Raw genomic sequence first — 25,359 nt, forward strand, 5'->3', positions numbered from 1 at the left:
GAATATAAAACAGATAAGAATTATGAAAAAACTATCAATATTAATGGTTGTAGTGTTCTTACTAACCATGTCATATTCATGTTCTGAAGATTTCCTTACCAAGGAACCTCCGGGCTCATTATCCGAAAATCAGCTCTATAGTGCTGATGGTATTGAAGCACTGCTGATTGGTACCTATGCGATGGTAGGTGGTAGTTCTCTTTGGGAAATTTCGTGGGGAGCATCCATTCAAAACTGGACTTATGGTTCGGCCGCCTCAGACGATGCTTATAAAGGTTCAGAGCTTACCGACCAGTCGCCTGCAAACGACATAGAGCATTGGGTGGTACAGTCTACCAATAACTACCCTGCAGACAAATGGCAGTGGGCTTTTGGTATGGGAGTTGACCGTGCCAATAAAACCTTGAGAATTATTGATTTGGTTGAATCAGAAGGAGGTATTACAGCTGATGAGGCTAATGCATACAGAGCAGAAACCCGTTTCCTTCGTGGTTTGTTCTATTTTGAAGCACGTTTGGTATTTGGTGATTATGTTCCAATATTGGACGAGAATGTAGAAGATCCAACTCAGGTAAGTAACGAGAATGCTGATGGTGCAGTTCTTAAATTTATCACCGATGATTTGGCTTTCGCTGCAAGTAATCTTCCAGCATCACAAGGTCAGGTTGGTCGTGCAACAAAATATGCTGCAATGGCATTGGCTGCAAGAGCATATCTGCAAGACTTGAAATACACTGAAGCAGAAGCATTGATTGATCAGATTATTGCAAGTGGTGAGTTTACTCTTGCCGGTGACTTTATGGATAACTATAACATTGCAACTAATAATAACGAAGAATCAATCTTTGAAATTCAGGCTAATGTTAACGATATTAATGAGTCACTAAATGCTGAAATGGGGATTGGTTTGAACTGGCCTCACGGTGGCGACATCGGTATGTGCTGTGGATTCCACCAGCCTTCTCAAAACCTGTTTAATGCCTACAAAGTAGATGCAAACGGTTTGCCAATGTTCGATACTTTTAACGATACCGATTTGGCTAACGACCAGGGTGTTGCATCGGAAGATGAATTTATTCCTACTGATCATGCTTTGGATCCACGTGTAGACCATACAATTAGCCGTCGTGGTATTCCTTACAAAGATTGGGGTATTAACAGGGGAAACAACTGGATTAGGTATCAGGCTGATGGTGGGCCATATTTGCCTGTTGCAAAACCATTCTTTAACAAATCGGAGCGTTTTAGCTTATCTACTACTACCGGATGGCAAACCGGTATCAATGCCAATAATTATCGTTACCTGCGTTACACTCATATTATTCTTTGGAAAGCGGAATGTGCAGCAGCAGCTGGTCATTTAGATGAGGCTTTAACTTATGTAAATATGATTCGTCAGCGTGCAATGGATAGCGAGCAAGTAATGGGTAAAGTTTTAATTAATAAGTTACCTGGTGGTTCAGATGGCGTATATCCATGGGGCTTCAATACAACAGATGCTGATTATATGACTGGAGGAGATGTTGACTGGACTCAACCAGCCGCAAACTACCAAATTGGTTTATATACATCGTTTGCCGATGCAAATGCAGCAATGGAAGCAGTACAATGGGAGCAACGTTTAGAGTTGGCTACCGAGGGTTTCCGTTTCTTCGACTTGCGTCGCTGGGATAATCTTCCTAACAAAATTGGTGGTAAGAGCATGGCAGAAGTGCTAAATGATTTCGCTCGTGGTGATGAGAGAGTACGTACATCAGAGGCGAGTATGGTAGGTTATACTTTTAGCGACAACGATAAGTATATGCCAATTCCACAGGCTCAGTTAGATCAACAAATCGGTATTCTGGAACAACGTCCGGAATACAAGTAAATAAATAGAGATTTGGTTTGAATGAGAGAGGGGCTGAAAAGTCCCTCTTTTTTTATACATTTAATCAACCAAAATCACAACCGCTAAACCATTAACTATGAACCTTTACAAACGTCTGGTAATACTCATTCTTGTTCTGGCATCTAGCTCTTGTTCTGATGATTTTCTTACCAAAGAACCACCTGGAATTGATTCTGAAAATTATTTTATGGATGCAAAAGGAATTGATGCTTTGCTCATTGGTACTTATGCCATGGTTCAGGGCAGTTCATTATGGGAGACTTCTTGGGGAGCGTCTATTCAAAACTGGACTTTTGGTTCGGGCGCATCTGACGATGCTTATATAATTCCGGATATTACCACAAGTAGCGATGTTAATCGTATAGAGTATTGGGATGTTGCAGCAACAAATACCTATTGCGAGGATAAATGGAAGTGGGCATTTGGTATGGGGATTTTTCGTGCAAACGATGTACTTCGGGTGTTGGCAAAAACAACAGATATTACCTCGGAAGAAGAGACAGAGTTTGAAGCGGAAGCACGTTTTTTGCGGGCACTATTCTATTTTGAAGCCTGGCTGGTGTTTGGCGATTACATTCCACTTATCGATGAAAATGTGAAAGATCCTTCTTCTGTTTCCAATGTTAACGACGATGGAAACGTATTGAATTTTATTATAAACGATTTGAAGTTTGCCTGGGAAAACCTTCCCGATACGCAGGAAGAAGTTGGACGCCCGACCAAATATGCTGCAATGGCTCTGGCGGCTCGTGCTTATCTCGAAGAATTGGAATATGCGCAGGCAAAACCTTTGCTCGACGAAATTATCGCCAGCGGGAAGTATGCATTAATGCCCAACTTTTTTGATAATTTCAGAATAGAGAAGAACAATAACATCGAATCGATTTTCGAGATTCAGGCAACTGTAAATGATGTAAATGAATCGTTAAACGCCGAAATGGGAATTGGATTAAATTGGCCCCACGGAGGTGATATTGGCATGTGTTGCGGGTTTCATCAAACATCGCAAAACCTTGCCAATGCATATAAAGTTGACGAGAATGGATTACCGCTTTTTGACACCTTTAATGATACCGATCTGAAAAATGATCAGGGGCTCCGTTCTGATGAGCATTTTACGACGGCAAGCGATTTACTCGATCCAAGAATTGACTGGACCATTAGCCGCCGTGGAATTCCATTCCTTGACTGGGGGATTAACCGTGGTTATGATTGGGTTCGGCATCAGGTTGATGGTGGCCCGTATTTACCGGCCATAAAAACTTTTTTCTACAAATATCAACGTTACACTTTATCAACAACCACCGGCTGGATGACCGGTATAAATGCCAATAATTATCGCTATTTGAGATACGCACATGTATTGTTGTGGCGGGCCGAGGTGGCTGCCGCAGAAGGCGATCTGCCTACTGCACTTGATTTGGTAAACCGCATAAGGCAACGTGCCGGAAACGAAGTGGTAATGGGAAAAGTGCTGATCGATTCCTTGCCTGAATCGGTTTATCCGTGGGGCGAAGGTACCACTGATGATGATTTCCAAACCGGCGGCGCTGTAGATTGGGATCAACCGGCAGCCAACTACAAAATAGGCTTGTATACTTCGTTCGCAAATGCCGACGAGGCGATGCGCGCAGTGCAATGGGAACAGCGCCTGGAATTTGCTACTGAAGGCCGACGCTTTTTCGACCTGCGGCGCTGGGATAACTTGCCCAACAAGATTGGAGGAATGAGCATGGCAGAGGTACTAAATAATTTCAGAGAGAGTGATTTAAGGATTCGGTCATCATATAATTGGCTAAATGCGGAATTTACCAATGATGAAAAATATATGCCGGTGCCTAAAGATCAACTTGAAATGCAGCCCGGGGTTTTACAACAACGCCCCGAATATATTGGCGAAGATTAGTAAACATAAAATAGAGCTTAATTCTTTTATAAATATTCCCCTTCAGTCAACATCTCTTTGTATATGCACAATAGATTTATATTTTTACGGTGATTTGCCGATTGTGCTATCCTAAGTTCAGTGGCAAATTTTAATTTTTTATCTCAACTTTTAGAATGGCACTGAATTATCTTTTCATTTTCTTTTTTGTAGTCGCTTTTGTAATTGCCCTAGTGAAGCTTGTGTTTTTAGGCGATACACAGGTTTTTACCGATATGGTGCAAGCCACTTTCGATATGGCCAAAAACGGTTTCGAAATTTCGCTGGGACTAACCGGTGTGCTTACGCTGTGGATGGGGATTATGAAAATAGGGGAGAAGGGCGGAATCGTTCATGTGTTCTCGAAAGTGATTGGGCCGTTTTTTAATAAGTTGTTTCCTGAGTTGGGGAAAGAACATCCGGCGCACGGTTCTATTTTGATGAATATTGCAGCCAATATGCTTAACCTCGACAATGCCGCAACGCCAATGGGTTTGCAGGCTATGAAAGAAATGCAGGCAACCAACCCCGATAAAAAAACGGCGTCGAATGCGCAAATTATGTTTTTGGTGCTGAATACCTCGGGACTTACCTTACTGCCCATAAGTATTATGGTTTACCGCGCGCAGCTGGGCGCTGTAAATCCATCCGACATCTTTATTCCAATTTTATTGGCTACCTATTTTTCTACCATTGCCGGACTGATTTCGGTAGCCCTTTACCAGAAAATAAACCTGCTTGATAAAACCATTTTGGCCTACCTTGGTGGATTAACGGCCATTATTGTTGGTATCATTTGGTACTTCTCAACGCTCGATAAAGATGCCATTACACAGGTATCGAACGTGGCCAGTAACTTCATCTTGTTTACGGTAATTGTGGCCTTTATTTTAATGGCCTTGTTCCGAAAAGTGAATGTTTATGAGGCTTTTATTGAAGGGGCAAAAGACGGCTTTAAAACGGCGGTGAAGATTATTCCTTACCTGGTAGCTATTTTGGTGGCTATTGGTGTATTCCGTGCTTCGGGAGCTATGGACTGGGTAGTTGCCGGTGTTACGTGGTGTTTTGAGCAAATGGGCGTTAATGCCGATTTTACACCGGCCTTACCAACAGCTTTAATGAAACCGCTTAGCGGAAGTGGTGCCCGCGGAATGATGGTAGATGCCATGACAACTTATGGCGCCGACTCGTTTGTAGGCCGAGTGGCAAGTACTGTGCAGGGCGCTACCGATACTACTTTTTATATTCTGGCGGTGTATTTTGGTGCCGTTGGAATTAAAAATACCCGTTACGCCGTAATTTGTGGTTTAATTGCCGATTTTACCGGAATTATCGCATCGATATTGCTGGCGTATCTTTTCTTCTATTAATCATTGAGGTTCTCGTAGTTTTTTTGGAGTTTCAAAAGCATGTTTTCAACTATCCGTTGATTGGTAAAGAATATACTTTATACTGAAAGAACCATACAGGTTAAAGGGATAACTTAGTAGTGCTAAAACATACATTGAACAAGCTCAACCTGTCTTTGCGCTACTTAAAACAGTCTTCGCATCACACAAAACAGTCTTCGCGCCACACAAAATAGTCTTCGCACGACTGTAAATAGTCTTCGCACGATTGTAAATGGTCTTCGCACGACTGAAAACTGACTTCGCGTCAGGTGAAGAATGCTCCGCGCTACCCAAAACTGACTCCGCGTCAGGTGAAGAACGCTTCGCGCAGGCGAAAATGTGTTCCGCGCTACTTAAAATGAGCTGCGCTCTAACTAAATTGTGTTTCGCTTAAGTTTGAAAATAAAAGTAAATTAATCTATTGAATCGTAAACCACGACCTTATTCCACAAGTGTTGGTTTTCCTCTACAAACTTTAGGTGAATAGGATCAACCTGGTACGAATCCTGGTCGGCCTGACTATCGAACATTGCCATATACGAAACCGAATAGGAATGATCTACTACATCGCGATCTTCGGTAGATGCCGGAAAACCAATATGGCTCAGTTTAATTGTTTTTACTTTAGTGAGTTGATTCAAAGCTTCAACCAGTTGTGTTTTATGCTGTTCATTTGCCGGTTCTTTAAGCCAAAAGAATACATGATGGATCAGCGCATCTTTGATTTTTACTTCTCCGGCGGTGGCGCTTTTCGAAAAAGGGAGTATAGCCGATAAAGTAACTCCCGCAATAGCTTTTTTTAAAAATGATCGTCTGTTTTTCATCTTAAAACTTATTTACGGTTTGTTTTAATAAAACCAGCTTGGTTAGCAATTGCTCTAACAAATCAAGTCGCAACATATTGGCACCATCCGATTTTGCTTCAGATGGATTTGGATGTGTTTCAATGAAAATACCATCTGCACCAACTGCGATTCCGGCGCGTGCAACAGTTTCAATCAATTCCGGTTTGCCACCGGTTACTCCGCTCGATTGGTTGGGTTGTTGCAGCGAATGCGTAATATCGAGAACTACCGGCACATTCATTTCTCTCATTACAGGAATTCCGCGGTAATCCACAACCAAATCCTGGTAGCCAAATGTTGTTCCTCGTTCGGTAAGCGCGATGTTATCGTTGCCGCTATCGCGCACTTTGTTTACTGCAAATTGCATAGCTTCGGCCGAAAGAAACTGTCCTTTTTTGATGTTTACCACTTTGCCGGTTTTTGCAGCGGCCACCAGAATATCGGTTTGGCGGCACAGAAAAGCTGGTATCTGCAGCACGTCAACATATTCGGCAGCCATCGCGGCTTCGTCGGCCGTGTGGATATCGGTAACCACCGGAATATCGAAAGTCTCTTTTACTTTTTGTAGGATCTTTAATGCTTTTTCGTCGCCAATTCCTGCAAACGAATCGATGCGTGAACGGTTAGCTTTTCGGTACGAGCCTTTAAATATGTACGGGACCTTGAGTTTCTCGGTAATGGCAACTACTTTTTCAGCAATTTCCATAGCCATGGTTTCGCTCTCAATGGCGCACGGGCCGGCCATTAGAAAAAAGTTGCCCGCGTCGGCATGTTTAAGATTTTTAATCGTAGGAATCATGTTCTGAATTTTAGTTGGTAAAGGTAGTAAAAGAATGATTTCTTACTGCACTCTAGCATAATGTCAATAGTACTTAGTCAGGCCGTCATGCTGAATTTATTTCAGCATCTACGGAAAGATGGGATTCCGAATCCGTCAATTGACGGACGGAATGACGTAGCCGAAATGTGGGAATAGACATGACACTAATCGGCGTCAACATAAGCCTCGTATTCCCAGCCGCCGCCAAGCGCCAAATAAAGTTTTACTACCGATTGCAGGTAATTCATATACGAATCCGACACTTGCAACTGCGCACTAAACAGCGAACTTTGCAAATTGATAAATTCGAGAAAAGTAGTAACTCCTTCTTCGTAGCGCACCCAGGCCAGGTCGAGTGCTTCCTGCGAAAGATCGAGTTTTTGTTTTTTTATCTCTAATTCTTTTTGGTACGAATCAATGGCAATCACAGCATCCTGTACTTCCTGCAGAGCCAGGTAATACGACTGAATGTAGTTGTTTACCAAAATATTGTATTCTTCCTGTTGCACGGCAATCGATTTATTTATTCTTCCTGCATTGAATATCGGCCCCAACAAATCGGCAGCCAGCTCGGTAAATATCATCGACGGATCGGTGATTTGTGCCCCCACATCAAGCGATAAGGTTAGGTTAGGATAACGCAAAGCTTGCGTGGCATCGATAACACGTAGTTGTGCTTTTAATTTCTTTTCGTTGATAAGGATATCGGGGCGGCGTTGTAGCAAATAAACAGGGACACCCAGCGGCATTTCCGACGTAATTATTTGTCTTTCGAGTGGCAGTCCGCGCGGAATAGATTTTGGTGCCGATCCTAAAACAATGCTAATGGCATTTTCCAGTTGTCCGCGGGCACGAATCAAAGACTCCAGCGTAACTTCGGCATCTTTCACTGCAATTTCTGATTGGTTAACATCAACTTTCGAAACAAAACCGCCTCGGTAGCGTGCACCGATAATGTCGTGAAAATCGTTCATGTTCACGATCATATTTTCGGCCACAATAATTTTATTGTCGATATCGCGCAAAGTAAAATACAAACTTGCAATTTGCGTTACCAGCGTTGCTTTCACCTGTTGATAACCAATTTCGGTAGCGAGGTAAGCCTCCAGTGCGGCATCGCGCTGGTTGGTGAGCTGCCCCCAAAAATCGAGTGTATACGAAACATTTGCCAATGCTGCCACGCTGCCTTTAAATGTTCCCGACGACAAGGAGTTTGCCGAAGTGGACGCACTTCCTCCGTAGTTTACCGCCGGAATCAACATGGTTTTTGCAATTTCGTACTGCAACTCCGACTGTTTTATCGAGGTCGCCATGTTTTGCACCTGCAGGTTGTTTTCCAGTCCTTCGCGAATGAGTGAAATCAGTGTGCTGTCGTTAAAAATTTGCCACCAGTCAACATCCGAAAAACTGCTGCTGTCGGCAACTGCGTCAGTATAAGTTTCCTGAATTTCAATTTCAGGTTGAGTGAATTTCTCGTGAACATTGCACGAAAAAACAAACATTCCGAGCAAACAGGTGATAAGCGAATATGTAATTTTATTCTTCAATTGCTGAGATTTTAGGATTATTAAAAGTTGTCACCACAACATAGGCCAAAGTGGTGTAAACAATGGCAATTCCGATCTGGAACAAACGATTCCAGAGTTCGCTGCCTGCTCCACTGGTTGAGGTGGAAATTATTCCCATAATCACAATAAAAGTATTAAAACTTGTTGCGAAAACAGGTGCTATTTTTTTGGTAGAAAACAGGTTGATCAAAAAAAAGAATGCTACCGACAAAACCAGGAAAATATAGAACAGATAGGCGGGTACAATAATTAGCAGTTGATAGGCCAAAACGCCAAAGAGTCCTCCCAGCATGTTGGCTGCAATTATTACCAATCCTTTTTTTGACTGGTAAACAAATGGATCGAAACCGAGGATGATTGTAAAAACAAGTGTAAGCGTTCCTACGGTGGCGTTAAAAAAATAGAATAGTACCACCAAAGGGAAAATTACCAGCACACCGTTTAGCGCTACTTTGTTCATGTCGAGCGGATTTGGAGGCGCTGCACTTTTCTTTTTTGTGTCAGTGGCACTTATTGGTTTATCGGGAAATAACGCGAACGCTATTTTTACGATGATCAGTGCAATGATCAGATTCAGCAATAAAACCTGTAGAATTATTCCACCAATTGCGTTGGCAGTTATGCTGTTAAACGGTATGAGCACAACCAACATTAAAAATACCAAACGGATAGGGGCGGGTATTTTTACCAGTTTGAAACTCCAGAAAATCGACAGGGCGAGTAATGGCAAAATTACAAGTGGGTAGTCGATTATACTGTTGCCCAGAAATACGCCGATAGACCCAAGAACATATATTAAAAACGGGACAATAATTTCCTTTTTTAACCCGAGTGCCTGTTTCCCCGGACCGATAAACATCATGGTTAAAATGGCGGTCAGGTGAGGAGCCGGATAACCCACAGTGGTGGCAAAAACCAGAGCAAGCGAAACGGCAAATACAGCACGTAAAACCGGGTATTCGTTTCTTAAATCAGCAAAATATGTTTTGATCTTATCGGACATACGAAAGTTTCGACATGATTCTGATGCGTAAACGGGCAATCATATTCAGTAGTGGTTTTGTGCCGGTATAAACTACAATTTCGGCCTGGCTGCCCTGGCGTAGTTTGCTAACAATTTCTTTGTCTTCCAGCTCAATCATTACCGGAAAACGTTGCGGATCTCGCAACCAACCCTGCGCCGATGACACTTTTGGCAAACCATTCGGGTTGGTATTGTCAACCGATACGCCGTATGCAATACTGGTAAGTTTACCTTCGAAAACTTTACCGGGTTCAATGTCAAAAATCAATTCCACTTTATCGCCAAGTTCCGCTTTTGCGAGGTTGTTTTCTTTAAGATTAGCCTGAATCCACATTTCGCTGTTCGATACCAGCGACATGAGTGAATGCCCTGCTGCGGCAAAATAGCCATCTTCAATGTTAAAACTTTCCACAATTCCGTCGGATGGAGCAACCACAGCTGTATAACCCAAATTTATTTGCGCATTCTCGAGATTGTTTAATGCGGCTTTTATTGTAGGATTACTTTCGTTAAGTGGTCCCAGAGCTTCGGTTTGACGCTCCAGATCGGCTTGTGATGATTTTACCGATTCGATTGCCTCGAGGTATGAAGCTTCCGACCGGTCGATGTCGGCCTCCGAAAGAGCTCCTTCGTTTTCGGCCAAAACACGCTGGGTGCGTTCCCAGTTTTTTGTCGATCGTTCGAGTTTAACTTTTGCGCGGCTTAAACGTGCCTGCGCCGATTTTAACGACGACTCACCGGCATCAATCGACTGAATGGCTTTTTCAAGGTTCGATTCGGCAACTTTTACGGCAATTTCGTACGATGTTGGATCGATGATAAAAAGCGTGTCGCCTGCTTTTACCCGCGAGTGCTGGGTAACATTTGTTTTTATAATATAACCGCTAACCATCGGGGCCACCGGCAATACGAATCCTTTTACCCGCGCCTGATCGGTATGTGGAGTATGACGATCGGAGAGGACATTGATTATAAAAATAAATACCGTGATGATGAGCACGATAAGACTTATTTTCTTTACCGGACTTTTTTTCGCTGGTGTTTCCTGTTGTTTGTTTTCAACCGGATCTTGTTCTTTTGGTTCAGTTTTATCGCTGCTTGCCATTTTGTTCTCGTAATGTTTTAAATATAATTTGAATCAACGAATACATCAGTGCTGTTGACCATCCAATTAGCATAATTCCGTTTATTGCTTCAATTCCTGAAAATATTTTCCACTCCGAACTGATTGTCATATCGCCATAACCAAGCGTTGTAAAAGTAACTATCGAATAATAAAAAATGTCGTGGAAACTGGCAAAGTCGGGCTGTATTGCAGGGATGAGATATAAACAAAAGGCCCAGATCAATGAGTGGATTGCATGCAGAAATGTTAGAAACAAGAAGGAATAAACAAGCAGGCGTAATATTCGCAGGTTGTTGAGGTGTTTTTTCCACTCGTTAATAACACTTACCGTTTTTCGTGTGAGGTAAATATTTGCCCACGCCTGAAGGACAACATTAAAGGCGATTATGGCAAATCCAATGAATAGAATTTTAAACATTTTAATTAAGATTTTTGAATAACAGTATAATCGCCAGACAGAAAGGTCGGGAATTAAACTTGCGTTTTGTTAAAATTACATAATACTAAAACGTAAATCAAGAGCTGGAATGAATTTCTGTTGATTGTTTTTGAAGTTGACGGGGGGAGTAGGGGGTTTCTATAAAACACAAATGGGAACTATTCTGTTACGAATAGCTCCCATTCACTCTCCAGTAACCGAAGTTACTATTGGTGCCAGGTTACGGTTATTACGACCGGCGTTGGCTTTTTCTTTCGAATCGGCTTTTGCCTTAACGTTCCGGCTTAGCTTTCTACGGCTCGGCCTTCCGGTTGTCCTTTCGGTAATCGCGCTTACCTTCCTGAACGAAGTGTCTTTCAGTGTATTCAGCTAATCCCTAAGGATGTCCCCTTTCCAATCAACGGGTTTGAGTTGCCTCGTTTTCGTTGTGCAGTTTCGCAGCTAAGACCTTGATCTTTTTACTTCCTGCCTGATGACCCAATCTTGAAAGAACTTCTGGAACTTCTTTCAGATGATTGCCTGAACTTTGATACTCCAGAATATCGCGTTCAAACTTCAGCTTTTTCATTGTGCCGCCCCGAGGGGTGGGATGAAATGGTTCCGGTTCCGACTAAGAAACTTTTCCCGTTTCCACAATTTCCAAGCAGCCTTTTATCGCTCACCTGATAGATCAAATATACAGCGAAAAATAAAAAATGCAAGTGATTTTCAGTCGTTTATATCCACCATGAATTAACCGCGGTTATCAACAATTGTTAATAAGGTCGTTTAGTATTTTATCTGCGCTACACACCTATTTTATCCACAACCACTGGAACTTGATCGGATCAGCTTCGGTTGGACGAATACTGAGTTCGATAGTGTAAAAACCTTGCTTGGGGAAATCGATCGTACCTATTTTATTCGACTCGAAATTATCGATGTGCCAATTCTGAATAGGCTCACCAACTGTTTGCCCGGTTGGATGCACCGAATGATACAATTCTTGCCCTGCAGCCTTTAATACAATCTGGCTATTGTTTCTGTTGCCCTGAAAACTATACGACACATCTACTCTTTTTGCACCCGGTTTGTCAACGTATATTTTCCAGCTAAAATCAGTAACTCCATCAGCCGCTACAAAAGCCGGAACCGTTCCGTATTTTGCCGGAGGCGTAATTTCCATTGATTTGGGTTGCGGGTTCTGATTTCCGGGAAGCAATGAATAACCACCGTCAGTTGTTTTGGCAACCAGCCCGTCCGTTATCTCCGGTTTCGATTGGTATTCAACAACTAACACCGAAACATACGGATCCGGTTGGTCAGAAGGTAACGCGACTTGTGTGAAAGCGCCGGAGTGCGAAAAGGAGAGGGGCGATTTCTGCTTATCGGCCAACAGGTAAATTTTTTCAGGACTTGCTGAAATGCCGGTTAGGTTCAGATGTTTGTTCAATGGCCAATTATAAACATGCAGGAATAATTTAAAAGTGTTTCCATCTTGTTTGCAGGTAATTTTTCCCCAGTCGTGCAGATCTTTGTCCAGATCAAAAGCTTCGGCGCCGTAAATCGATTCGCCGTTTACCTGCAGCCATTTTCCCATTTCAAGCATCCGCTGCGAAATTTCGTAAGGTACATCGCCGTTGGCACGTGGCCCGATATTCAGCATAAAATTACCATTCAGACTAACGTTGCCGATTAACGATTTTAATAATGTGGTTGTGGATTTCCATTGCGAATCGGATGAGTGAAATCCCCAGGAATGTGCAACTGTTGCCGGCGATTGCCACGGGAAATCTTCTTTCTTGTCGCCAAGTTGGTTGTCGCCCAGTGTTTTGTAATCAATGTCGGGGTCTTCTTCAATCGACAAACCCAAACGTGAATTAACCAGGCAGTTGGGCTGCAACTCTCGAATCAGTGATTTTAGCTGAAGCAATTGTTCTTTGGTAACGATACTTTCGGAGTGGTGGATCCACATATCGAACCAGAGCATTGAAATCTCTCCATAATTGGTTAACAATTCGGTGATTTGTGGTATCACTTTTTGCTGCCAGTAGCGGTCATAGTCACTTTCCGAAATTTTATAAATCTCACGTGTATGATCCCAACCCAGCGGGTGTTCCCAGTCAACCCAGTGCGAATAATACAGACAAAGTTTAATGTTGTGTTTTTTGCAGGCCTCAGCCATTTCTGCAATAATATCGCGTTTTGGGTTGGTGTAATTGCCCAAATCGTAATCGCTTACTTTGCTGTCCCACAAACCAAAACCATCGTGGTGTTTGGCAGTAATGGTTATGTACTTCATTCCCGACTTTTTCGCCAGAATTACCCATTCTTCGGGATCAATTTCGTCCCATTGAAAGCGGTCGAGAAGCGTAACATATTCGTCGCGATCAATCCGGTTTCGGTATAAAATCCATTCGGCGTAATCGTTGTCGTTGCGCAGTTTTTCACCTTTCCAATAACCTTCAGCTCCGCTGTACACCCCCCAGTGAATAAACATTCCAAAACGCGAATCAGTGAACCATTGGGCGCGTTCGTTGGTATTTTTCTGGCCAAATGAAGGTAAACTGCAAAGCAGACAAACAATAACAATCAGGTTTTTCATAAGTCGGTTAGTTAGTTTTAATAGGTAATATTGCACTACGACAAGCGGTTTTTAAAATCTTCGTATCTAAATTTTCGAACGATGTCTAGTTTGTCATCCTTTGTCCAGATGGCAATTGCCGGATGATTAACACCGTTAAACATGGTGGTTTTTACCATGGTATAATGAATCATGTCAAGGAACACAATTTGCTCGCCAATTTGCAGTTGGCGGCCAAAATCGTATGCTTCCATAAAATCGCCGGCAAGGCAGCTACCGCCTCCCAAACGGTAAAGATGCTGGCTTTCTTCTGATGGATCTTTGGCTCCAACAATTTTCGGGCGATAAGGCATTTCAAGCGTGTCGGGCATGTGGGCTGTGAATGAAACATCCAAAATTGCAGTTTTTACGCCTTTGTGTTCCACAATATCCTGAACGGTTGATACCAATACTCCGGTTTCCCATGCAATTGCACTGCCGGGTTCCAAAATCACTTTTACATCGTATTTTTTTCTGAAAGCAGTGAGCAACTGAATTAAATGTTGGTGATCGTAACCTTTACGTGTCATTAAATGACCGCCGCCCATGTTCACCCATTTTACCTGGTGCAGGTATTTACTGTATTTGTTTTCGAGGTTCTTAAGTACTTTTTCCAGGCTGAATGAATCCGATTCGCACAACACATGAAAATGAATGCCTTCAATACCCTCGGGGAGTTCATCCGGCATTTCGTTGCTGCCAACACCTAAACGCGATCCCGGTGCACTTGGATTATAAAGATCGGTGCCAACATCAGAATATTCAGGATTTACGCGAATTCCGCAGGAGATTTTGTGATCAGCAGTTTGAGTACGTTCGTAATATTTCTCAAACTGTTTGACTGAATTAAAAACAATGTGGCTGCTGTAACTCATCAATTCATCAAATTCATGGTCGAGGTACACCGGCGAATAAAGATGTGCACGGGTTTTCATCTCCTCGAAACACAAACGAGCTTCGTACAACGAGCTGGCTGTTGCACCCTTTAAATACTCACGCACAATGGGGAAGGCGCTCCACATGGCAAATCCTTTAAATGCAAGGATAATCTCAATCCCAGCTTCTTGTTGAACACTGTTGATCAGTTCAAGATTTTTACGAAGCAGTTTTTCATCGAGCACAAAAGCTGGCGACGGTATTTCTTTATAATTCAAAGTCTGAAATTTTAGCGGTTAAATAAAAAGCCCCAAGTTATTAACCCGGGGCTCGAAGCAAGTATGTTGTTACACTTCAAGATCGCCATTAATCTCTTCGTTCCACGGCAGTCCGTGTTCTCCGATTTTTTCCATAAACGGATCCGGATCGAATTCCTCAACGTTAAATACGCCTTTGCCCTGCCATTTTCCGGTAAGCACCATCATGGCACCCAACATTGCAGGTACACCTGTCGTGTATGAAACGCCTTGAGTACCAGTTTCTTCGAATGCTTTTTGGTGACTACAGTTGTTCCAAACGTAGTAGGTTTTTTCTTCGCCGTCTTTTACACCTTTAATGCGGCATCCGATCGATGTTTCGCCGGTGTATTTATCGCCAAGATCTCCCGGATTTGGAAGTACCTCTTTCAGGAACTCCAACGGAATAATGTCAACACCTTTGTATTTTACCGGATCAATGCGGCTCATTCCAATATTCTGGATTACACGAAGGTGAGTCAGGTATTCCTGGCCGAAAGTCATCCAAAAACGAGCCCGTTTTAAACTTGGGAAGTTTTTGGTCAGCGACTCCAGCTCTTCATGATAAAGAACGTATGAATCTCTTGCACCGATATTCGGGTAATTTAATGCCTGTTTAATTTCAAAAGGTTTGGTTTCTACCCATTGGCCATTTTCCCAGTAACGTCCGTTTTGAGTGATCTCGCGGATGTTAATTTCCGGGTTAAAGTTGGTGGCAAATGCTTTACCATGGTCGCCGCCGTTGCAATCTACAATATCTAGGTAGTGCATTTCATCAAAATGATGTTTGGCTGCATGCGCCGTATAAATGCTGGTTACGCCCGGATCGAATCCGCAACCCAGCACAGCCATAATGCCTTTTTCTTTAAAACGATTGTGGTAAGCCCACTGCCAGCTATATTCGAATTTAGCTTCGTCTTTTGGCTCGTAATTGGCAGTATCTAAATAATTTACGCCGGTCTCTAAACAGGCATCCATAATCGGAAGATCCTGGTACGGAAGCGCAACATTGATAACCAACTCCGGCTGAAACTCTTTAATCAGCGCAACAGTATCGGCAACATTATCGGCATTCAACGACGCCGTTTTAATTCTGCCTTTACCCACTTCTTTTGCTATTACATCGCACTTAGAAACGGTACGGCTGGCCAATAAAATTTCTGAAAAAACTTCCGGGTTATCTGCACACTTGCTGGCAACCACACGGCCAACACCACCTGCTCCAATTATTAAAACTTTACTCATTTTCTTGTTTAATCATTTTAATTCAATAACATAAAATTATTCATATGAATATTGTAATTTCGTATGAATATTGCAAAAAATCAGAGACAAATTAAGCATTTTTTTTGATGAGTGAAACTTTCGAAAATAAAGATTTTAATACAAATGGTGTGGGGCTGAAAAACGGCAACTTTATTGGGCTTCCGTTTGATGAAAAAACTGCTGAAGTTGTGCTGTTTCCGGTGCCGTGGGATGTTACAGTTTCGTATGGAGAAGGAACGGCAGAGGCTCCGAAAAAAATTCTGGAAGTTTCGTCGCAGCTTAATTTATTCGATTTGGATGTAAGAGATGCCTGGAAACGCGGCATTTATTTTCAGCCGGTAAGCGAGGCGGTTATGAAGATCAGAAATCAGCTTCGTCCAAAAGCTGTCCGATATATCGATTTTTTAGAAAATGGGGGAGTTGTTGCTGAAAATGCAGAAATGCAACAAACTTTATTGGAGATTAACGAACAGTGCGAGGCCATGAACTTTTTTGTGTATCGTGAAACCAAAAAATTGCTCGATGCCGGTAAAATTGTGGGATTGATTGGTGGCGATCACAGTACGCCGTTGGGTTATTTAACCGCACTGTCGGAAAAATACGAGCGTTTTGGCGTGGTTCAGATTGATGCGCATCTTGACCTGAGAAATGCTTACAAAGGATTTACCTATTCGCATGCATCTGTTTTTTACAATGCTGTGCAAATGCCCGAAATTAAAAAGCTGGCGCAGGTTGGAATTCGTGACTGCTGCGACGAAGAAGTTGAGTTTGCCGAAAATAACGACCGCATTAAAATGCATTTCGATGAGCAGCTGAAAGAAGAACAATTTAATGGTGCAAGCTGGGACGAACAATGCAACGAAATTATTAGCGAATTACCCGGCAATGTGTATATCAGTTTTGATGTTGATGGTCTGGATCCGAAACTTTGTCCGCAAACAGGAACGCCTGTTCCGGGAGGGGTCGATTACAACCAGGTTGTTTATCTGTTTAAAAAGATTTTGAAAAGTGGCCGCCGCATTATTGGTTTTGATGTTTGCGAAACTGGAAATGCCGAGTGGGATGCCAAAGTTGCCGCCAGGATTATATATAAACTCAGTTGTTTGGCCGGTTAATTTTGATTGGTGCCACTTATTTTCTTACTTTGAAAGAACGTTTCCATTTGTTTGGAATATTAAAATAGAAGAGTGTTTGGGCAGATTTCATTTTCTGACGCAATTATTCGAAAAAAATATTTTTATTTGCGTTTTGAAAAAAATACAAAAACACTAATAATTTTTATGGCTACGTAGATGAAGAATACTTATTTTGATTTGATTGAGCAAAGCTACTACTTTCCGCAGGAAGGCTTTGATTTAAGAGGTGATTCGTTAACCTTTCACGGAATCTCTTTAAAATATCTGATTAAAAAATACGGTACCCCGTTTAGGTTTATATACCTGCCGAAAATTGGGGAACAAATAAAAAAATCGCGTAACCTGTTTAACAAGGCCATTAAAAAGAACAATTATAATGGCAAATATTATTACTGTTATTGTACAAAATGTAACCACTTTTCGCATGTGGTTAACGAGGCATTAAAACACAATGTAAACCTCGAAACTTCATCATCGTACGACATCGATCTGATCCTGCATCTTTTTAAGGATAAAAAAATCGATAAGAACCGGAAGATCATTCACAACGGATATAAAACGCAGGAATACCTTACGAAAATCATTGAACTGCAACGACTTGGTTTTAAGAATAATATTATTGTTTTAGATAGTATTAACGAGCTTGACCGAATTGAAAAACTGGCCAATGGCGAAACAGTAAAAGTGGGTATCCGCATGGCGATAAACGAAGAATCGCAGTCGGCGTATTACACCTCTCGTTTGGGAATCAGGCACACTAATATTCCGGAGTTTTTCCAGCAAAAAATTAAAGGCAAGAAAAACATTGAATTGAAGATGCTTCACTTTTTTGTTGACTCGGGGATTAAAGACAGTTTGTATTTCTGGGGCGAGTTCCAAAAAGCAATGAAGCTTTATGTGGAGCTGAAAAAGCAGTGCGACACACTCGATTCGTTTAACCTTGGTGGAGGTTTTCCAATTCGTAACCACCTTGGTTTTGAGTACGATTACGAGTACATGATCAAGGAAATTGTTTCGAATATAAAAACGGCCTGCTCGGCTGAAAATTTACCTGATCCGGATATTTACACCGAGTTCGGAAAATATACGGTTGGCGAAAGTGGAGCAATAATTTTTGAGGTGTTGGAGCAAAAACAGCAAAACGATACCGAAAGCTGGTACATCATTAACAACAGTTTAATGAATACCATTCCTGATTCGTGGTCGATTTTTGAGAAGTTTATTTTGCTGCCTATCAACAAATGGAACAACGAATACAAACGTGCCAATATTGGCGGTATCAGTTGCGACCACTCGGATTATTACAACTCGGAAGACTTTAACCAGGAGGTTTTACTTCCTGCTTATTCTGATGATGATAAGGAGCCGTTGTACCTTGGATTTTTCCACACGGGAGCCTATCAGGATGCCATTAGTGGTTACGGCGGAATTAAACACTGTTTAATTCCGGCACCAAAGCATGTAATTATCGATCGCGATGAGAAAGGTAATTTCTTCGATTATGTGTATCGTAACGAGCAGTCGGCAGATGAAATGTTCAAAATTCTGGGGTATACCAAGGACGAGGAATAGTTTTCAGTCTCAGTCTCAGTTTACAGCTTTAGTTGTTTGTCATTTCGGGATAGAGAGAAAAATCTTTTCCCGGGTGTCGTTATATTTGATTAATCTTATTATGTGATCGAATGGAGATGCGTATTTAATTTCAAACATCAATCTTTCATCAATCTCCATCAATCCTTTCCGGCGGCATAATGGCTTTGCAAAATCATTCAACCTTTTTCGGGGAACTGTGTTTTTCTTAAAAAAAACTATATGTCAGTTACTGAAATTATAAAAAACCGAAGAGCGACACCGCCACGTTTATTTGCAAAAAAAGACTTGCCAAACGGCTCGGTGGAGGAGTTGCTGAGAAGTGCCAACTGGGCACCAAATCATAAAAAAACGGAACCCTGGCGATTTAAAGTGTACCGTGGCGAAGCCAAAGCCAAACTGGCTGCCGATGCCAAAGCCTTACTGCTGGAAAAACAAAAGGAAGGATATCCGGTTGCTCCGGAGAAAATCGAAAAGTTTGCATCAACCATTGAGCGTGTACCTGTGGCAATTGCGGTAATTTTGCAGCCTGATTCTGCCGGTCGTTTACCGGAGTGGGAAGAAATTGCGGCGGTTTCTATGGCAGTGCAAAATATGTGGTTAACAGCAACTGAAATGGATCTGGCTGCCTTTTGGGCAACGCCGGGTTTTATCGAGTTGTTCGATGAATTGCTTGAGCTGGAAAACAACCAAAAAAGTATGGGCTTCTTTTACGTTGGGCAGGTAATGATGGATTTTCCTTCGCCGGGACGTCGAGACTGGAAGGAAAAAATTGAATGGAAAGATTGAAATTGTTACCTTCAGCTTTTCAAAAATTCTGAATCATGCGTATACTGGGAGTCTTTTTATTTCTTGTCATGTGTTTCACTGCACTGGCACAAACCGATCAGGATTTATCAACTTTGGTTGACGGGAAAGATTTTCCGAATCCTGTTTTTATTTCACCTGATCCGCCAAAGCCGATTAAAGGCTGGGAAATGACAAGTGTATCGGAAGAAAAGGTGCTAAAAGGAGAATATCCCGGTGAGATTATCAAATTCAGATTTAAAGGAACTGCTATTGGTATTTTGGTATACTCCGACAACAATTCAGGAATTATTGAGTATAGCCTTGATGGACAACCCTGGTTTGAGTTGGATGTTTTTTCAAATCAGCAGGATGCAACATTAAAAGGTTTTACGCTGGATAAAGATTTAAAAAACAGAAAGCACACACTGCAAATTCGGATTGTCGAAAAGCGGAATCCTGAAAGTTCAGGAACCAGCATTGCATTACGATCATTTTATTTCAACAAAGAATAAAAATGGAGCTTCATTTGAAGCTCATTTTTCTTGTATTCTATTTTATGTTTTCAAGCACATCAACCAGGTGTTTCCAAAACTTTTCAGTGGTTGAAATGTCCAGCCTTTCATCGGGCGAGTGAGCTCCTTTTATAGTTGGCCCAAAAGATACCATGTCGAGGTGTGGGTACTTCTCGAGGAACAATCCGCATTCCAATCCGGCATGAATAGAGCGAACAACCGGTTCGTTACCAAATAGCTTTTTGTAAGACTCAACTGTGGTTTTTAAAATGTCAGAATTCGGATTTGGCGTCCAACCCGGATAACCGTCGCTATGTTTTACCGTGGCTCCGGCAAGGTTGAAAACAGCTTTTACGGTTTCGGCGGCATAATATTTTCGTCCTTCAATTTCGCTGCGCTGACTGGTAGTTACTTCTATTTTATTGTCGTTAGTAAATTTAACCGAAGCCAGGTTGGTTGAGGTTTCCACCATGTCTTCCATACGCGAACTCATTTCCAAAACACCATGCGGACAAGCATAAACAGCATTTAAAAGTTTGTTTTGTGTATCTGCATCAACCACAAAAGTCGGTAGTTCAACTTCTATACAAGTGATTTCCAGTTTTGGCTCTGCAAACTGAAATTCATCTTTTATCGAAGCCGCCATTTTGTTGAATGAAGCCAACACTTCATCTTTTTTATCGACAGGAATTGTGATAATTCCATAAGCTTCGCGGGCAATGGCATTACGTAGATTTCCGCCGTTAAATTCTGCAAGACGGATTTCAAAATCCTCGTTCCAGTTCCACAAAAAGCGGTTGAGGATTTTGTTAGCGTTTCCACGGTTTTTGTGAATATCGTCGCCAGAGTGACCACCTAAAAGTCCGCTAACTGATATTTTTAAACCGATTGCGTTTTCGGGAGTTTCTTCCTGTTGGAAATCAAAAGTAGCGAGCGTATCTATTCCTCCGGCGCACCCTATAAATAGTTCACCTTCGTCTTCCGAATCGAGGTTTAACAAAACAGAACCTGAAAGAAAGCCCGGCTGCAAATTAAAAGCCCCTGTTAATCCGGTTTCTTCGTCAACGGTAATCAGACATTCAATTGGGCCGTGTTTTAACTCATTTGAAGCCAGCACCGCCAGTTGCGCTGCAATACCAATTCCGCAATCGGCTCCCAGTGTTGTTCCGTTTGCTTTCACCCACCCGTCAACAATCATCGGCTCAATGGCGTCATTATCAAAATCAAATTCCTGGTCCGAATTTTTTTCGCAAACCATGTCCATATGCGTTTGAAGAATAACGGTTGGCGCCTGCTCCATGCCTTTACTGGCAGGCTTTTTTATCACTACATTCCCAATTTTATCAGTGTTTGCTTCCAGTTTATTTTGCTTTGCAAAATCAAGTAAATATTGTCTTATCTTCTCCTCTTTTTTCGATGGCCGTGGTACCTGGCAAATCTCCTCGAAATAGTTAAAAAGAGGTTGCGGTTTTAACGCTGCTAATGTTTTCATTTTCTAGAAATTTAGAAGTACAAAGTTGGAAAAATGAAAGGAAAAATTTGTTGACAGATGACAGGTCTGAAATCGGTTAGTTAATACGAGTGTTTCCCGGTATCCCAGCCTTTTTTACTTAATAGTTTTTCGCCAGATTCTATTGCTCCGCTCTCAATTTCTGTACCCATCGAATCGTTCCATCGGTTGAGATAGCCAAACAAAGCAACCACTCCGGTTATTTCCACTATCTCGCCTTCATCCCAATACTTTCTTAAGTTTTCTGCAATTTGGTCGTCAACACTATTTGGAATAATAGACGCTGCAAATGCAAAATCAAGTGCTGCACGTTCAGCTTCAGAAAAGGCCGGCTGCGTTTTATATTCCCAAATGTTATCGAGTTTTTCCTGTTCGGCGCCGTAACGTTCTGCAGCTCTGATGGCGTGTGCCTGGCAATAACGACAGCCTGCGGCATTGCTGCTAATGTAGGCAATCATTCGTTTCAAAGCACTGGTAACACGTCCCTGGTTTTCCATCACAGCCTTGTTCATTTCGATAAATGCATAAGCAATGCGCGGCCGGTGATGCATGGTTTTTACGCTGTTGGGACAAAATCCAAGTGTCTCTTCGTAAAATTCGATCAGTTGTTGTAATTCAGGATCAGAATCTCCGGTTTTTGGAGCTACAAGTGGTTGTTTCATTTTCTAAAAAATTATTCGTTAATGGTTCCTCGCTGGCTTAATAGAATGGCGAACGGACGTGTGCCCGGAAATTCCGACATTATAATTATCAGTATAACAGTGATTGGTACACTTAAAAGCATGCCTGAAATTCCCCAGATCACGCCCCAAATGGCCAGCGTTAGAAATACTACCAGCGGGCTGATGTTTAACGTGTTTCCCATTAGTTTCGGTTCAATGAAGTTGCCAACTACCATTTGAATGGCGCCAACAATGGAGAGAACCAATATTCCCGGAGTGATTTCGCCAAACTGCAGGATGGCAAATATTGCAGGAAAGGCTGTTGCAATCAATGATCCGATAGTTGGAATAAAATTGAGAACAAAGATCAGAAAGGCCCAGAAAATTGGTGCATCGATACCAATAAAAAGTAAGGCAAAATAACTCAGAAAACCAGTTAAGAGACTGGTCAGGGTTTTCAACGCAACATAGTTTCCAATGGAGTGATCAATTTTATCGACCAGTTTTTTTACGTGCTCATGACGTTCTTTATCCGGGTACATGGCCTTTAACTTCTTCGGAAAAATCGGCTCTTCCAACAGTAAAAACAGGAGGTAAAGTAACACGGTGAATGCGTTTCCAAACAACCCTGTTAAAGTGCTTAACAGCGACGAAAGAATACTCCCGAAGTTCAGATCTTTTGCAAAATTTCCGGCCATATTCATGAGGTCGATATCGAATTGCTGGTTGATCTGCTGAGCTATCTTATTTACGTTGGCTTCGTAAACCGGCAAGGTTGTCGACAGCGTTTTAATGTTTTTTGAGATCATGGTAACGGCAAGTGTCAAAAAGCCAATCAATACCAATGCCGAAAACAGGGTGATGATCCATTTGGGCATGCGGCCAATGAATTTCACTTTCACCAGTAATTTTTTAATTACCCGGATGAGGAACCAAAACAGAATGGCCAAAATAAACGGGATAATAATTGACTGGGCGTAAATACAAACCACAACAATTGTGATAAGGACTAAGAAAATGTAGATTTTTTTGCTTGTTTCCATGATCAGCGATTATTTGGGGAAAATACAAAAAACTTTGTTGCCTGTTTGTTATTGCTTAAATTTTGTATGTTTGTTGTAGTTTTTACAATAAGTATGCTATGACCTTTAAAATTAAAGAACTTACCGGACTTTTAACCCTCCTCCTGTTATCAGTTTCATTACATGCACAAGTGTCGCTTCCATATGTTTTTAGCGATCATATGATTCTGCAACGCGAAAAGCCGATTCCTGTTTGGGGATGGGGAACACCCGGAGCAGATTTAACTATAACCTTTGCTGGGCAGGAAGTATTGACGACCACCGATGAAGATGGAAAGTGGAGGATAAATTTGGTGAAAATGGAAGCCGGTGGTCCTTATGAAATGAAAGTTTACGAAGGTGAAAATGAGGAGGCATCAGTCGTTTTTCAGGATGTGTTGATAGGTGATGTGTGGTTCGCATCAGGGCAATCGAATATGGAATGGCAGGTGCAGCAGGCTGATGGTGCTGATGAGGAAATACCGGCAGCTTTAAACGAAAAGATTCGTCTGTTTAATGTGCCTCACGATATAAGTATCACTCCGCTGGATAATACTCTGGAAACTGCGTGGAAAGTTTGTGATTCGACCAGTGTTGGAGAAGCTTCGGCAGTGGCCTATTATTTTGCCAAGAAATTGCAACAAACCACTAATATTCCTATTGGTATTTTACAAAGTAGTTGGGGTGGAACGCCGGTTGAAGCATGGACCAGCCGCGAGATGTTGCTTTCGGAACCGGTGATGCAAAATAAAGTATTGCAGAATGATACGGTTACTGAAGATCATTTTGTAAAAGATAGTCTTAATCTGGTCAAGTTCTGGGATATCGTTTACAATCCAAAAAATGGAATGGACACCATAATTCCTAATCCTGATTTTAAGGACGGTGACTGGAAAACAGTAACTGTGCCGGGTAATGTTAGCGAATGGGAACCTGAGTTTTACGAGGGCATGATCTGGTTGCGAAAAACAATCGAATTGGATGCGCAGTTTGTTGGCAAAGAATTGACTTTGAATCTTGGACATCCGGAAATGAATTACTCGCTGTATTTCAACGGAGCTGAAATCTGTAAAACACAGTGGAATGCCAATCTTACCCACGATTATAAAATTCCTGCAGCGTTGTTACAAAAAGGTGAAAATACCATTGCATTACGAATGGCTGCTTTGTGGGGAGGGGGAGGAATCAATCCTCCGGCTGAAGAGATTTATCTGAGCAACGGTGCTGAAAAAATAAGTCTCACCGGCGAATGGAAATACAAAAAGGATCTGGAACAAACGATTCCGACCATTCATAACTTTCAGTACTATCCATCTTATTTATATAACGCGATGATTAATCCTGTTGTGCCATATGGTTTAGCCGGTTTTATCTGGTACCAGGGGGAGGCAAACGAAAATATGGCTTACGATTACAGAATGCTTTTACCGTTGATGATCAACGATTGGCGGATACGTTGGCAGCAAGGATTTTTGCCATTTCTGTGGGTGCAGTTACCTAATTATATGAAAAAGGATGCTAAACCGGCTGATGGGAAATGGGCCGTATTGCGTGAGTCGCAAACCAAAACTCTACAGTTGCCAAATACCGGAATGGCTTGTATAATTGAATTGGGAGAAACAGATAATATTCACCCCACCAATAAAACTGATGTGGGAAATCGTTTGGCAGCGGTGGCTCAAAAACTGGTTTATAACATGGATGTTCAGGCATCCGGACCGGTTATGAAATACTACAAAATTGAGGGCAACAAAATCCGCATTCAGTTTACTGAAATTGCGGACGGATTATCTACATCGGACGGCGAAGCAATTACAGGTTTTGCCGTTGCCGGTGAAGATCAAAAGTTTTATTGGGCCGATGCAAAAATTGTTGCTGATGAAATTATTGTAAGTGCCAAAGAAGTAGAGAACCCGGTTGCAGTGCGCTATGCATGGGCAAATAATCCGGATTGTAATTTGGTTAACAGTGCGGGATTGCCGGCGCTTCCGTTCCGCACCGATAATTGGAGAGTCATCACTCAAAAATAAT

The 25,359-nt window shown here is 42.0% G+C and carries 22 protein-coding genes; 9 read left to right on the plus strand and 13 right to left on the minus strand.

Going from position 1 to position 25,359, the window contains the following annotated elements; all coding sequences use genetic code 11:
* The first annotated feature begins 22 nt into the window (after window positions 1-22).
* From QZ576_RS02710 to QZ576_RS02720, 3 genes are all read left to right on the plus strand, one after another.
* Window positions 23-1,870 carry a RagB/SusD family nutrient uptake outer membrane protein gene (locus QZ576_RS02710; protein WP_297093858.1) on the plus strand — a complete coding sequence of 616 codons (1,848 nt, stop codon included), beginning with the start codon at window positions 23-25 and terminating at the stop codon, window positions 1,868-1,870.
* Window positions 1,871-1,967: 97 nt separating this feature from the next.
* On the plus strand, window positions 1,968-3,797 hold the full coding sequence (locus QZ576_RS02715) for a RagB/SusD family nutrient uptake outer membrane protein (protein ID WP_297093859.1): 1,830 nt from the start codon (window positions 1,968-1,970) through the stop codon (window positions 3,795-3,797).
* Window positions 3,798-3,952: 155 nt separating this feature from the next.
* Entirely contained in the window at window positions 3,953-5,185 is a 1,233-nt protein-coding gene (locus QZ576_RS02720) for a nucleoside recognition domain-containing protein (protein WP_297093860.1), read from the plus strand.
* 434 nt (window positions 5,186-5,619) lie between these two features.
* Here QZ576_RS02720 and QZ576_RS02725 read toward each other — a convergent pair whose 3' ends face one another.
* The 6 genes from QZ576_RS02725 to QZ576_RS02750 all read right to left on the minus strand — a co-directional run bounded on the left by QZ576_RS02725 (window position 5,620) and on the right by QZ576_RS02750 (window position 11,007).
* Window positions 5,620-6,030 carry a Dabb family protein gene (locus tag QZ576_RS02725; RefSeq protein WP_297093861.1) on the minus strand — a complete coding sequence of 137 codons (411 nt, stop codon included), beginning with the start codon at window positions 6,028-6,030 and terminating at the stop codon, window positions 5,620-5,622.
* Between the two features lies 1 nt (window position 6,031).
* Complete coding sequence (gene kdsA, locus QZ576_RS02730) at window positions 6,032-6,850, minus strand: 3-deoxy-8-phosphooctulonate synthase (protein ID WP_297093862.1); 819 nt, start codon at window positions 6,848-6,850, stop codon at window positions 6,032-6,034.
* A 185-nt stretch (window positions 6,851-7,035) separates the two neighbouring features.
* Window positions 7,036-8,418, minus strand: a complete 1,383-nt coding sequence (locus tag QZ576_RS02735) for an efflux transporter outer membrane subunit (RefSeq protein ID WP_297093863.1) — start codon at window positions 8,416-8,418, stop codon at window positions 7,036-7,038.
* Window positions 8,408-9,442 carry a hypothetical protein gene (locus tag QZ576_RS02740; protein WP_297093864.1) on the minus strand — a complete coding sequence of 345 codons (1,035 nt, stop codon included), beginning with the start codon at window positions 9,440-9,442 and terminating at the stop codon, window positions 8,408-8,410. The genes QZ576_RS02735 and QZ576_RS02740 overlap by 11 nt, the downstream gene beginning before the upstream one ends.
* A complete protein-coding gene (locus QZ576_RS02745; RefSeq protein WP_297093865.1) occupies window positions 9,432-10,568 on the minus strand; it encodes an HlyD family secretion protein in 1,137 nt (378 codons plus the stop codon). The genes QZ576_RS02740 and QZ576_RS02745 overlap by 11 nt, the downstream gene beginning before the upstream one ends.
* The gene (locus QZ576_RS02750) at window positions 10,552-11,007 is read right to left on the minus strand and encodes a potassium channel family protein (RefSeq protein WP_297093866.1); all 456 of its coding nucleotides are present in this window, start codon (window positions 11,005-11,007) and stop codon (window positions 10,552-10,554) included. The genes QZ576_RS02745 and QZ576_RS02750 overlap by 17 nt, the downstream gene beginning before the upstream one ends.
* 172 nt (window positions 11,008-11,179) lie before the next feature.
* On the opposite strand from QZ576_RS02750, the gene QZ576_RS02755 reads away from it, so the two are divergent.
* Window positions 11,180-11,401: a hypothetical protein gene (locus QZ576_RS02755; protein WP_297093867.1), complete on the plus strand. Its 222-nt coding sequence runs from the start codon at window positions 11,180-11,182 to the stop codon at window positions 11,399-11,401.
* Window positions 11,402-11,425: 24 nt separating this feature from the next.
* On the opposite strand, the gene QZ576_RS02760 is transcribed toward QZ576_RS02755, so the two are convergent.
* From QZ576_RS02760 to QZ576_RS02775, 4 genes are all read right to left on the minus strand, one after another.
* Complete coding sequence (locus tag QZ576_RS02760; protein ID WP_297093868.1) at window positions 11,426-11,596, minus strand: hypothetical protein; 171 nt, start codon at window positions 11,594-11,596, stop codon at window positions 11,426-11,428.
* A gap of 225 nt (window positions 11,597-11,821) precedes the next feature.
* On the minus strand, window positions 11,822-13,612 hold the full coding sequence (locus tag QZ576_RS02765; RefSeq protein WP_297093869.1) for an alpha-L-fucosidase: 1,791 nt from the start codon (window positions 13,610-13,612) through the stop codon (window positions 11,822-11,824).
* A 35-nt stretch (window positions 13,613-13,647) separates the two neighbouring features.
* Complete coding sequence (gene nspC / locus QZ576_RS02770) at window positions 13,648-14,784, minus strand: carboxynorspermidine decarboxylase (protein ID WP_297093870.1); 1,137 nt, start codon at window positions 14,782-14,784, stop codon at window positions 13,648-13,650.
* Between the two features lie 69 nt (window positions 14,785-14,853).
* A complete protein-coding gene (locus QZ576_RS02775; protein ID WP_297093871.1) occupies window positions 14,854-16,047 on the minus strand; it encodes a saccharopine dehydrogenase family protein in 1,194 nt (397 codons plus the stop codon).
* Between the two features lie 107 nt (window positions 16,048-16,154).
* Here QZ576_RS02775 and QZ576_RS02780 point away from each other — a divergent pair, with 107 nt between their 5' ends.
* From QZ576_RS02780 to QZ576_RS02795, 4 genes are all read left to right on the plus strand, one after another.
* Window positions 16,155-17,183: an agmatinase family protein gene (locus QZ576_RS02780; protein WP_297093872.1), complete on the plus strand. Its 1,029-nt coding sequence runs from the start codon at window positions 16,155-16,157 to the stop codon at window positions 17,181-17,183.
* A 177-nt stretch (window positions 17,184-17,360) separates the two neighbouring features.
* Window positions 17,361-18,776 carry an arginine decarboxylase gene (locus tag QZ576_RS02785; RefSeq protein ID WP_297093873.1) on the plus strand — a complete coding sequence of 472 codons (1,416 nt, stop codon included), beginning with the start codon at window positions 17,361-17,363 and terminating at the stop codon, window positions 18,774-18,776.
* Between the two features lie 240 nt (window positions 18,777-19,016).
* Window positions 19,017-19,583: a nitroreductase gene (locus QZ576_RS02790; protein WP_297093874.1), complete on the plus strand. Its 567-nt coding sequence runs from the start codon at window positions 19,017-19,019 to the stop codon at window positions 19,581-19,583.
* Window positions 19,584-19,618: 35 nt separating this feature from the next.
* Window positions 19,619-20,095: a hypothetical protein gene (locus tag QZ576_RS02795; RefSeq protein ID WP_297093875.1), complete on the plus strand. Its 477-nt coding sequence runs from the start codon at window positions 19,619-19,621 to the stop codon at window positions 20,093-20,095.
* 37 nt (window positions 20,096-20,132) lie between these two features.
* On the opposite strand, the gene QZ576_RS02800 is transcribed toward QZ576_RS02795, so the two are convergent.
* The 3 genes from QZ576_RS02800 to QZ576_RS02810 all read right to left on the minus strand — a co-directional run bounded on the left by QZ576_RS02800 (window position 20,133) and on the right by QZ576_RS02810 (window position 23,310).
* A complete protein-coding gene (locus QZ576_RS02800) occupies window positions 20,133-21,587 on the minus strand; it encodes an aminoacyl-histidine dipeptidase (RefSeq protein WP_297093876.1) in 1,455 nt (484 codons plus the stop codon).
* Window positions 21,588-21,667: 80 nt separating this feature from the next.
* Window positions 21,668-22,267: a carboxymuconolactone decarboxylase family protein gene (locus tag QZ576_RS02805; RefSeq protein ID WP_297093877.1), complete on the minus strand. Its 600-nt coding sequence runs from the start codon at window positions 22,265-22,267 to the stop codon at window positions 21,668-21,670.
* Between the two features lie 11 nt (window positions 22,268-22,278).
* Window positions 22,279-23,310: an AI-2E family transporter gene (locus tag QZ576_RS02810; protein WP_297093878.1), complete on the minus strand. Its 1,032-nt coding sequence runs from the start codon at window positions 23,308-23,310 to the stop codon at window positions 22,279-22,281.
* A 98-nt stretch (window positions 23,311-23,408) separates the two neighbouring features.
* Between QZ576_RS02810 and QZ576_RS02815 the strand changes: the two genes are divergently transcribed.
* Window positions 23,409-25,358: a sialate O-acetylesterase gene (locus QZ576_RS02815; protein ID WP_297093879.1), complete on the plus strand. Its 1,950-nt coding sequence runs from the start codon at window positions 23,409-23,411 to the stop codon at window positions 25,356-25,358.
* Window position 25,359: the final 1 nt, after the last annotated feature.

It is taken from the genome of uncultured Draconibacterium sp. (assembly GCF_913060805.1).
Classification (GTDB): Bacteria; Bacteroidota; Bacteroidia; order Bacteroidales; family Prolixibacteraceae; genus Draconibacterium.

What these genes read in the sequence shown, in the direction of transcription:
- QZ576_RS02710 (WP_297093858.1), top strand. Translation starts at nt 23, where the DNA reads ATGAAAAAACTATCAATATTAATGGTTGTAGTGTTCTTACTAACCATG.
- QZ576_RS02715 (WP_297093859.1), top strand. Translation starts at nt 1,968, where the DNA reads ATGAACCTTTACAAACGTCTGGTAATACTCATTCTTGTTCTGGCATCT.
- QZ576_RS02720 (WP_297093860.1), top strand. Translation starts at nt 3,953, where the DNA reads ATGGCACTGAATTATCTTTTCATTTTCTTTTTTGTAGTCGCTTTTGTA.
- QZ576_RS02725 (WP_297093861.1), bottom strand. Translation starts at nt 6,030, where the DNA reads ATGAAAAACAGACGATCATTTTTAAAAAAAGCTATTGCGGGAGTTACT.
- kdsA (WP_297093862.1), bottom strand. Translation starts at nt 6,850, where the DNA reads ATGATTCCTACGATTAAAAATCTTAAACATGCCGACGCGGGCAACTTT.
- QZ576_RS02740 (WP_297093864.1), bottom strand. Translation starts at nt 9,442, where the DNA reads ATGTCCGATAAGATCAAAACATATTTTGCTGATTTAAGAAACGAATAC.
- QZ576_RS02745 (WP_297093865.1), bottom strand. Translation starts at nt 10,568, where the DNA reads ATGGCAAGCAGCGATAAAACTGAACCAAAAGAACAAGATCCGGTTGAA.
- QZ576_RS02750 (WP_297093866.1), bottom strand. Translation starts at nt 11,007, where the DNA reads ATGTTTAAAATTCTATTCATTGGATTTGCCATAATCGCCTTTAATGTT.
- QZ576_RS02755 (WP_297093867.1), top strand. Translation starts at nt 11,180, where the DNA reads ATGGGAACTATTCTGTTACGAATAGCTCCCATTCACTCTCCAGTAACC.
- QZ576_RS02760 (WP_297093868.1), bottom strand. Translation starts at nt 11,596, where the DNA reads ATGAAAAAGCTGAAGTTTGAACGCGATATTCTGGAGTATCAAAGTTCA.
- QZ576_RS02765 (WP_297093869.1), bottom strand. Translation starts at nt 13,612, where the DNA reads ATGAAAAACCTGATTGTTATTGTTTGTCTGCTTTGCAGTTTACCTTCA.
- QZ576_RS02775 (WP_297093871.1), bottom strand. Translation starts at nt 16,047, where the DNA reads ATGAGTAAAGTTTTAATAATTGGAGCAGGTGGTGTTGGCCGTGTGGTT.
- QZ576_RS02780 (WP_297093872.1), top strand. Translation starts at nt 16,155, where the DNA reads ATGAGTGAAACTTTCGAAAATAAAGATTTTAATACAAATGGTGTGGGG.
- QZ576_RS02785 (WP_297093873.1), top strand. Translation starts at nt 17,361, where the DNA reads ATGAAGAATACTTATTTTGATTTGATTGAGCAAAGCTACTACTTTCCG.
- QZ576_RS02790 (WP_297093874.1), top strand. Translation starts at nt 19,017, where the DNA reads ATGTCAGTTACTGAAATTATAAAAAACCGAAGAGCGACACCGCCACGT.
- QZ576_RS02795 (WP_297093875.1), top strand. Translation starts at nt 19,619, where the DNA reads ATGCGTATACTGGGAGTCTTTTTATTTCTTGTCATGTGTTTCACTGCA.
- QZ576_RS02800 (WP_297093876.1), bottom strand. Translation starts at nt 21,587, where the DNA reads ATGAAAACATTAGCAGCGTTAAAACCGCAACCTCTTTTTAACTATTTC.
- QZ576_RS02805 (WP_297093877.1), bottom strand. Translation starts at nt 22,267, where the DNA reads ATGAAACAACCACTTGTAGCTCCAAAAACCGGAGATTCTGATCCTGAA.
- QZ576_RS02810 (WP_297093878.1), bottom strand. Translation starts at nt 23,310, where the DNA reads ATGGAAACAAGCAAAAAAATCTACATTTTCTTAGTCCTTATCACAATT.
- QZ576_RS02815 (WP_297093879.1), top strand. Translation starts at nt 23,409, where the DNA reads ATGACCTTTAAAATTAAAGAACTTACCGGACTTTTAACCCTCCTCCTG.